General features: G+C 61.5%; 4 protein-coding genes and 3 pseudogenes. 4 read left to right on the forward strand and 3 right to left on the reverse strand.

Annotated features, from left to right (window positions below; all coding sequences use genetic code 11):
- Window positions 1–94 precede the first annotated feature (94 nt).
- The 4 genes and pseudogenes from rpsB (at window position 95) to parC (ending at window position 5,155) form a co-directional block, all read left to right on the forward strand.
- Window positions 95–875 (forward strand): annotated as a pseudogene (gene rpsB, locus JCM25143_RS05445) (30S ribosomal protein S2).
- Between the two features lie 133 nt (window positions 876–1,008).
- Window positions 1,009–1,913: pseudogene (tsf, locus tag JCM25143_RS17145) on the forward strand (translation elongation factor Ts).
- 19 nt (window positions 1,914–1,932) lie between these two features.
- Window positions 1,933–2,699, forward strand: a pseudogene (recO, locus tag JCM25143_RS17150) (DNA repair protein RecO).
- Window positions 2,700–2,947: 248 nt separating this feature from the next.
- The gene (parC, locus tag JCM25143_RS05465; protein ID WP_025860301.1) at window positions 2,948–5,155 is read left to right on the forward strand and encodes a DNA topoisomerase IV subunit A; all 2,208 of its coding nucleotides are present in this window, start codon (window positions 2,948–2,950) and stop codon (window positions 5,153–5,155) included.
- Between the two features lie 3 nt (window positions 5,156–5,158).
- Here the strand turns inward: parC and JCM25143_RS05470 are convergent, their stop codons facing one another.
- From JCM25143_RS05470 to JCM25143_RS05480, 3 genes are all read right to left on the reverse strand, one after another.
- Window positions 5,159–5,932 (reverse strand): arginyltransferase, encoded by a 774-nt coding sequence (locus JCM25143_RS05470; RefSeq protein WP_025860302.1) that lies wholly within the window; start codon window positions 5,930–5,932, stop codon window positions 5,159–5,161.
- A 67-nt stretch (window positions 5,933–5,999) separates the two neighbouring features.
- Window positions 6,000–7,004: a porphobilinogen synthase gene (hemB, locus tag JCM25143_RS05475; RefSeq protein ID WP_025860303.1), complete on the reverse strand. Its 1,005-nt coding sequence runs from the start codon at window positions 7,002–7,004 to the stop codon at window positions 6,000–6,002.
- Window positions 7,005–7,116: 112 nt separating this feature from the next.
- Window positions 7,117–8,601 (reverse strand): amino acid permease, encoded by a 1,485-nt coding sequence (locus JCM25143_RS05480; protein ID WP_025860304.1) that lies wholly within the window; start codon window positions 8,599–8,601, stop codon window positions 7,117–7,119.
- Window positions 8,602–8,814: the final 213 nt, after the last annotated feature.

Raw genomic sequence — 8,814 nt, forward strand, 5'->3', positions numbered from 1 at the left:
GACAACGCACGCGGGGCCATGCCTCACTGGTGCCGGTCTTTAACAGCCCGGTAGCGCTCCGCGGAGGTACAACCAGATAAGTAGGATAACGCCAATGGCGATGCCCGATTTCACTCTGCGCCAGCTCCTTGAAGCTGGTGTTCACTTTGGTCACCACACCCGCCGCTGGAACCCGCGCATGGCGCCGTACCTGTTCGGTGTGCGCAACCAGGTTCACATCATCGACCTGCAGCAGACCGTTGGCCTGCTCGATCGCGCCTGAAGGCGATTCGTGATGTCGTAGCCGGTGGTGGCCGCGTTCTGTTCGTTGGCACCAAGCGCGCCGCACAGGACCCGATTGCTGAAGCAGCGCGTCGCTGCGGCCAGTATTACGTCAACCATCGCTGCTGGGCGGCATGCTCACCAACTGGAAGACCATTCAGGGTTCCATCAAGCGCCTGCGCCAGATCGAAGAAACCCTCGAAGGCAACACCTCCGGTCTGACCAAGAAGGAAGTTCTTGATCTGACCCGCCAGCGCGACAAGCTGGAGCGTTCGCTCGGTGGTATCAAGGAAATGGGCGGCCTGCCGGACGTCCTGTTCGTGATCGACACCAACAAGGAAAAGCTGGCCATTGAAGAAGCCAACAAGCTGGGTATCCCGGTTGTGGCCGTTCTGGACAGCAACTCCGATCCGCGTGGCGTGACCTTCCCGGTTCCGGGCAACGATGACGCCATCCGCGCTATCGGCCTGTACTGTGATCTGGTGTCTGCTTCCGTTCTGGACGGCATTTCGGCTGAGCTGGGCGCTTCCGGCGCTGACCTTGGTGCGGCTGAAGATCTGGTTGAAGAACCGGCTCTGGAAGAAGCCGCAGCCGACGCCCCGGCGGCTGGCTGATACGTCTTCAAGGAAGGCAGCCCGGTTTAGGCCGGGCTGTTTTCATTTGTCACGGCCCGCTTTAAGCGGGTGGAAAAATACCTTGGCGCGCCCTGAGCAAGGGCGCGCCAAGGGCTTATAAGGAGTACGGAACATGGCGGAAATTACCGCAGCACTGGTCAAGGATCTGCGCGAGAAAACCGGCGCGGGCATGATGGATTGCAAAAAGGCGCTGAACGAAGCGGCTGGCGACATCGAAGCCGCTGTCGACTGGCTGCGTAAGAAGGGCCTTGCCGCCGCTGCCAAGAAGTCCGGCCGTGTCGCGGCTGAAGGTCTGGTTGCCGTGGCCTCCAACGACCTTTCCGCTGCCATGGTTGAAGTTAACGCCGAAACCGACTTCGTGGCGCGTAACGAAGCCTTCCAGACCTTTGTTGAGGAAGTGGCCAAGGTTGCCCTCAAGGTTGGTGAAGACCTCGAAGCCATCAAGCAGCTACGCTGGCCAGCGGTCGCACCGTTGCCGAGGAACTGACGCACCTGATCGCCACCATCGGCGAGAACATGTCCCTGCGTCGCGCCCGCGTTTTCACCGTGCCGTCTGGCGTGGTGGCAACTTATGTGCACGGCGCACTGCGTCCGGGTCTGGGCAAGATTGGCGTTCTGGCTGCTATCGAAGCACCGAGCACCTCCGATGCGATTGAAGTGCTGGGTCGTCAGATCGGCATGCATGTTGCTGCTACCCGTCCTTCCTCGCTGGATGTCGACAATCTGGATCAGGATGCCGTTGCACGTGAACGCGCCGTGCTGATCGAGCAGTCCCGCGCTTCCGGCAAGCCCGAAGCCATCATCGAAAAGATGGTCGAAGGCCGTATCCGCAAGTTCTACGAAGAAGTGGTGCTGCTGGAGCAGGTGTGGGTGCATGACGGCGAAACCCGCGTGAAGGACGTGGTGAAGAAGGCTGGCGTGAAGCTGGTTGGCTTCGACCGCTTCCAGCTTGGCGAAGGCATTGAAAAGGTTGCTGACGACTTCGCTGCTGAAGTCGCCAAGGTTGCCGGCGCCTGAGCGTAAGGCTTCTGTGGCCATGAACAAGGGCGGGGTGTCTCCGGCGGAGGCCCCCGCCCTTGTTGTTTCTGCCACCCTCATGGGTGAGACGGCAGCCCGCGTGCATGTGCTGACCGAGGCCGAAGGGCTGGTGCGCGGTATGGTGCATGGGGGTGCCAGCCGGGCCGGGCGTGCGCTGTGGCAGCCCGGTAATGTGGTGCGCACCACAATCCGCCAGCGGGGCGATACGGGACTGCCCACGTTTTCGGGCGAACTGCTTTATGGCTGCGCGGGGCGGCTGTTTTCAGCACCGCTGGCGCTGGCATGGTGCAGTCAGCCTGCACGCTGCTGGAAACGACCCTGCCGGAGCGCGAACCCTGCCTGCCGTTATTTGCCGCCAGCGTGCGGCTTTTGTCGTTTCTGGGGTATGACGCGGCGGTGGCGGAACGCGAGGGCATGCCCCACTATATTCTGTGGGAGGCCGAGCTGCTGCGCACACTCGGGTTTGGGCTGGACCTGCAGGCCTGCGCCGTAACGGGCTGTGTGGATAATCTGGCCTATGTCTCGCCGCGCAGTGGCCGGGCTGTGAGCGAGGAAGGGGCAGGGGCGTGGAAAGACCGCTTGCTGCCGTTACCCGCCTTCCTGCGCGATGCGCAGGCCGAAGGGGATATAAAGGACTGGCAGCAGGGTCTTGCGTTAACGGGATATTTTCTGGAGCGGCACGCTTTCGGCCAGCGGCATCACCCCCTGCCTGCCGCCCGCACGCGTCTTGCGCAAAGACTGGCACAGAGTGACGAGGCAGGCTGACACTGCGAGTGCAGGTGGGAGCATGTCAGGTGGAAGATGTGTCAGGCAGCGTTCTGCCAAAGAGCGGGCTGCTCGTGGCGTGGCAGACCGTGTTTCTGGTCAGGTAAAGGACGCGTTTGCATGAGGTGATGCGCGCTTCTGGCGTGATACGGTCATGACAAGACTGGCACAACGCAAGCAGGGTCTATATGTCTGGCAGGCAGGTCGGAACGCCCGATTGATGGAATGGCGTGTGTGCGGAGCATGAAATGAACGAGACAGTCGCAGGTCACATAGAAGAGACAAAGCTGGCGGATGCGCTGAGCCAGCGTTATCTGGCCTATGCGATGTCCACCATCATGTCGCGCTCGCTGCCTGATGTGCGTGACGGGCTCAAGCCTGTTCACCGTCGGCTGGTTTACGCCATGCACCAGCTCAAGCTCGACCCGGCCTCCGGGTTCAAGAAATGCGCGCGCGTGGTTGGTGATGTTATCGGTAAGTTCCACCCCCATGGCGATGCCTCGGTTTACGAGGCGCTGGTGCGTCTGGCGCAGGATTTTGCCGCCCGCTACCCGCTGGTGGAAGGGCAGGGCAATTTCGGCTCCATTGATGGCGATAACGCGGCCGCCATGCGTTATACCGAAGCCCGCCTGACCGATGTGGCTGTAGCCCTGCTGGACGGTATTGAAGATGATGCGGTGGATTTCCGTCCGACCTATGATGGCGAGGAGCAGGAACCAGTTGTCCTGCCCGCGGCTTTTCCCAACATCCTTGCCAATGGCGCGGCCGGTATTGCGGTGGGTATGGCCACGAACATTCCGCCGCATAATGCAGCCGAGGTGTGCAAGGCCGCCGCTGTGCTGGCACGCAAGCCCGAGGCCGAAACGGCGGAGCTTCTGACCCATATCGCAGGGCCGGATTTCCCGACCGGCGGCCTGATTATGGAAGATGCGCGCGCCATCGCACAGGCTTACGAGACAGGCCGAGGTGGTTTTCTTATCCGGGCGCGCTGGCATGTCGAGCAGGGGCGCTTTGGCACGTGGCAGATCGTGGTGACGGAAATTCCCTATCAGGTGCAGAAATCGCGCCTGATAGAGCAGATTGCCGAAGCCATGGAGCAGAAAAAACTGCCCCTGCTGGGTGATGTGCGTGACGAAAGCACGGATGAAATCCGTCTGGTGCTGGAGCCCAAGTCACGCGGGATCGAGCCCGAGGTGCTGATGGAAACCCTGTTCAGGGCCAAGCTGCTGGAAAGCCGCTTTGCCCTGAATATGAACGTGCTGGGGCCAGACCGCGCGCCTGCCGTCATGGGGCTGAAAGCGGTTTTGCGCGCATGGCTGGACCACCGGCACGAGGTGCTGGAGCGCCGGAGCCGCCACCGGCTTGCGGCGGTGGAGCGCAGGTTGGAAATTCTGGCCGGTTTTCTGGTCGTTTACCTCAATCTTGATGAGGTAATCCGCATCATCCGTGAGGAGGACGATGCAAAGGCCAGTCTGATGCAGGTTTTCAGCCTGACAGACCTGCAGGCGGAATCGGTGCTGAACATGCGCCTGCGTAGCCTGCGTCGGCTTGAGGAAATGGATATAAAGCGCGAGCATGATGCGCTTTCCACCGAAAAGCGTAGCCTGCTGGGCCTGCTGGGAGACCAGAGCCTACGCTGGGAGCGTATCGCGACCGAACTGGACGGCATGGCCGTGCAACTGGCCAAAGGCCCGATTGGCAAGCGGCGTAGCACCATCGCCAGCGCGCCCAAGGCGGTGGATGTGTCCGTGGTGGAGGCGGTGGAGCGTGAGCCGTTGACCATGATCCTGTCGCAAAAAGGTTGGGTGCGGGCGCTTAAGGGTCATGTGAGCGATCTGGAAAGCCAGAAGTTCAAGGAGGGCGATGCCCTCAGGCTGGCGTTGCCCTGCCAGAGCACGGATAGGGTGTGCTTTTTCGCAACCGATGGGCGCGCCTTTACCCTGCGTGCAGGAGATCTGCCGCGCGGGCGGGGTGATGGCCAGCCTGTGCGTCTGCTGATGGATCTGTCGAATGACGAGGAACTGGTAGCCGTATTCGTGCTTGAAGAAGGCGGGCGCAGGCTTGTGGCGTCCAGTGCAGGGCGCGGCATGATAGTGGAGGATGATGCGCTGGTGGCGGAAAAGCGCTCTGGCCGACAGGTGCTTAACCTCAAAACCGGAGAGGTAGCGCGCGTATGCGTTGCCGCTCAGGGCAATCAGGTGGCGGTGCTGGGCGATAACCGGCGCTTTTTGATCTTCCCGCTGGCGGAACTGCCTGTCATGGCGCGCGGTCTGGGTGTGGCGTTGCAGAAATACGCCGAGGGTGGTTTGCGGCAGGCCATGGTCTTTGATAGCGCGCAGGGGCTGATCTGGCCGGGCAATGCCCGCCCGAGAAGCGAGGACGATCTGCGGGAATGGCAGGGCAAGCGGGCGGCGGTTGGCAAACAGGCTCCGCCTTGGGCGCTGCGTAAAGCCTAGCTTTTAGAACAGGGGGGCATCTGGAAACAGATCCTCCCGCCCGGTTGCTATGGGTTCATCCGTATTCAGGGGGCGCCAATGGCCGCCCCGCAGGATTTCCGCCGGGCGGTATCGGCTTTTATAGGCCATTTTGGGGCTGCCCGGCACCCAGTACCCCAGATACAGGTAAGGCTTGCCCAGCAGGATTGTCTGGCGGGCCAGAAACAGAATGACATGGCACCCCAGTGAGCGGTGCGGCATGTCGGGTCTGTAAAAGCTGTAAACAGCCGAAAGTCCATCTTCCAGCACGTCTATCAGGCTGACAGCCAGCAGTGTGCCCGCCGTATCGCGGAATTCGATCACGCGGGTATCTACCGGCGTGTCTTCCAGCATGATGGCGTAATCCTGCTCGTTCATGCCCGCCATGTCGCCATCCGCATGGCGATGATCCAGATACAGGCGGAACAGCGCATATTGTTCCGTCGTGGCGGCAGGGGGGCAGAGTGTCGCTTCCAGATCGGCATTGCGCCGCCAGACCCGGCGCTGCGTCCTGTCAGGCTGAAAATCGGCTACCGGCAGGCGGATGGGGATACAGGCCGAACACCCCGCGCAGAGCGGGGCATAGGCCAGCGTGTGGCTGCGCCTGAACCCCGCGCGTGACAAATGGCTGTGCAGTTTGTCGGCTTCCGGCACCGACAGGTCGGCCAGCACCTTACGCTCCATCCGGTCCGGCAGATAGGGGCAGGGCTGCGGGGTAGAGGCAAAAAACAGGCGCGGCAGAGGGAGGCGAGGGGTCATGCGTCCCCCGCCGTTTTGCCGGTTATCGTACCGGTTGTGCCCCCCTGTGCGCGCCTGCCCAAGGGGTTTACTGTCCGTAGGTCTGGCGCAGGGTCTGCGCTGCCTCGATAGCGAAGTAGGTCAGCACGCCATTGGCGCCCGAGCGGCGGAAGGCCAGCAGGCTTTCCATGATGGCGCGTTCGCGGTCCAGCCAGCCATTGTTGATGGCGGCCATCAGCATCGCGTATTCGCCCGACACCTGATAGGCGAATGTCGGCACGCTGAAGGTGTCACGCACACGGCGGATGATATCCAGATACGGCATGCCGGGCTTGACCATGACCATGTCCGCCCCTTCCTCAAGGTCCAGAGCGACTTCGCGCAGGGCCTCATCGGAGTTGGCGGGGTCCATCTGGTAGGTTTTTTTGTCGCCCTTGAGCATGCTGCCCGAGCCCAGCGCATCGCGGAAGGGGCCGTAAAAGGCACTGGCATATTTGGCCGCGTAGGACATGATGCGGGTATTGATCATGTCCTGTGCGTCCAGCGCCTCGCGGATTGCGCCAATACGCCCGTCCATCATGTCGGAGGGGGCAATGATATCAACCCCCGCCGCAGCCTGATTGACCGACTGCTGCACCAGAACCCGCACGGAGGCATCGTTCGTCACGTAGCCATTTTCGATCAGGCCGTCATGACCGTGGCTGGTATAGGGGTCGAGTGCAACGTCGCCAATCAGCGCCATGTCGGGAAATTCGCGCTTGAGCAGGCGGGCGGCGCGGCACATCAGGTTGTCGGGGTTGGTGGCCTCGGTGCCCAGTTCATCCCGCACGGAAGAAGGCGTGACGGGGAACAGTGCCAGAGCGGGAATGCCCAGCTTGGCGGCAGGTTCGACATGGGCTGCAAGCTGGTCCAGCGTGACGCGCAGCGCGCCCGGCATGGAGGCCACCTCGGTAATGGTGTTGCTGCCTTCCGTAAAGAAAATCGGCCAGATGAGGTTGCTGACGCTCAGCGTGTTTTCAGCCACCAGCTTGCGCGTGGCCGCGTCAACACGGTTGCGGCGGGGGCGGGTCATGGGAAAGCGACCAGCCATCATGGCGGTATCTCCTGCAAGGCATGCCGTCCCGCGCGGCATGCCGCGCGGGGCTTGAACAGCGTTAATGAATGCCCAAACTATGCGCCCCCATGGGTATATGCAACCCATGCGCTCAGCCCTGTGGGGCTGTATTGCCCTCTTTGGGTTGGGCAAGCCTGCTATGCGTGCGGCCATAGGTTACATAAATGATCATACCAATGGCCAGCCATACTATCAGACGCAGCCAGGTCATCCGGTCAAGAAACACCATGACGGAGCCGCAGCTCAGAATGCCGAGCACGGGAATGATATCGCCCCCCGGCACTTTGAACGGGCGCGGCGTATCAGGAGAGATGCGGCGCAGCGCTATGACCCCGGCACAAACCAGCACAAAAGCCAGAAGCGTGCCGATGGAGGTCATGTGCCCCAGTTCGGAAATAGGCAGGAAAGCGCTGAGCAGGCATGTCAGCCCCATGAAGAAGAGGTTCGACAGCCAGGGTGTCTGGTAGCGCGGGTGGGTGATGCTGAACAGGCGCGGCAGCAGCCCATCGCGCGACATGGCAAAGAAAACCCGGCTCTGGCCCAGCAGCATGCCCAGCAGCACCGAGGTAAACCCGCAGATAATGCCGATTTTTACCGCCGTTTGCAGCCAATGATACGGGGTGCGGTTGATGGCAGTGGCTACGGGGGCGGCATCGCCCACCATATCGCGGTAATTCACCAGCCCGGTCATGACAGTAGCGAAGGCGACATAGACCAGCGTGCACACAAGCAGGCTGCCCAGAATGCCTATAGGCATGTTGCGTGCAGGGTTGCGGGTTTCCTGCGCGGTGGTGGAAACCGCATCAAACCCGACATAGGCAAAAAAGATCGTGCCCGCCGCCCGCATGACGCCCGAAAGCCCGAAATGCCCGAAGGTGCCGTCATTGGGCGGAAGATAGGGGTGGTAATTCTCCGGGTTGATATAGGACAGCCCGAAGCCGATGAAAGCCGCAATCACCAGCAGTTTGATGGTGACAATGACGGCGTTGACCATGGCGGATTGCGAAATGCCCCGGATCAGCACCCACGATACCGCGCAGATAGCGGCTGCGGCCGGCAGGTTGGCAATTCCGTGTGTGACGGAACCATCGGCCATATGGAGGGTCTCGAATGGGGAGGCGGTTAGCCGGGCGGGTAGGACTATCCCCCATGAGTCGAGCAGGGAAACGACATAGCGTGACCAGCTTACCGCAACGGTGGCAGCCCCCACGGCATATTCCAGCACCAGATCCCAGCCGATAATCCATGCCATCAGTTCGCCCAGTGTAACATAGGCATAGGTGTAGGCGCTGCCCGCAATCGGGATCATGCTGGACAATTCGCTGTAGCACAGCCCTGCGAATCCGCAGGCGATAGCGGCCACAATAAAGGACAGAACAACAGCCGGGCCTGCGTTTTCAGAGGCGGCAATGCCGGTCAGGGAGAAAAGCCCCGCCCCGATGGTAGCCCCCACACCCAGCGCCACCAGATTGCCCGGCCCCAGCACGCGCTTTAATCCCTGCGTGGTTTCAAGGTTTGCCAGTGGTAGGCGGCGGGCAATGGATGAGAGCATTCCGGGCGCCGGAGGCTGCTGCATGTATTTTTCTCCTGTCAGGCGAACGCGGAAAGCTGTAAGAAACCGTTCCACAGTGTTGCTGCTATAAGACAGCGCGCGGACGCATCAGGCAAGATGTGTTCCATGCGTAATGAAAAGTGGCGCTCTCCCCCGGTTGTCTGCCCGTGTGGCGCTGGACGGCCAGAGACTTTCGACTTTGAGGAAACACCCGCATGAGCCACACCGATCTGGATC

The organism is Acetobacter papayae JCM 25143, assembly GCF_000613285.1.
GTDB lineage: Bacteria > Pseudomonadota > Alphaproteobacteria > Acetobacterales > Acetobacteraceae > Acetobacter > Acetobacter papayae.

What these genes read in the sequence shown, in the direction of transcription:
- parC (WP_025860301.1), top strand. Translation starts at nt 2,948, where the DNA reads ATGAACGAGACAGTCGCAGGTCACATAGAAGAGACAAAGCTGGCGGAT.
- JCM25143_RS05470 (WP_025860302.1), bottom strand. Translation starts at nt 5,932, where the DNA reads ATGACCCCTCGCCTCCCTCTGCCGCGCCTGTTTTTTGCCTCTACCCCG.
- hemB (WP_025860303.1), bottom strand. Translation starts at nt 7,004, where the DNA reads ATGATGGCTGGTCGCTTTCCCATGACCCGCCCCCGCCGCAACCGTGTT.
- JCM25143_RS05480 (WP_025860304.1), bottom strand. Translation starts at nt 8,601, where the DNA reads ATGCAGCAGCCTCCGGCGCCCGGAATGCTCTCATCCATTGCCCGCCGC.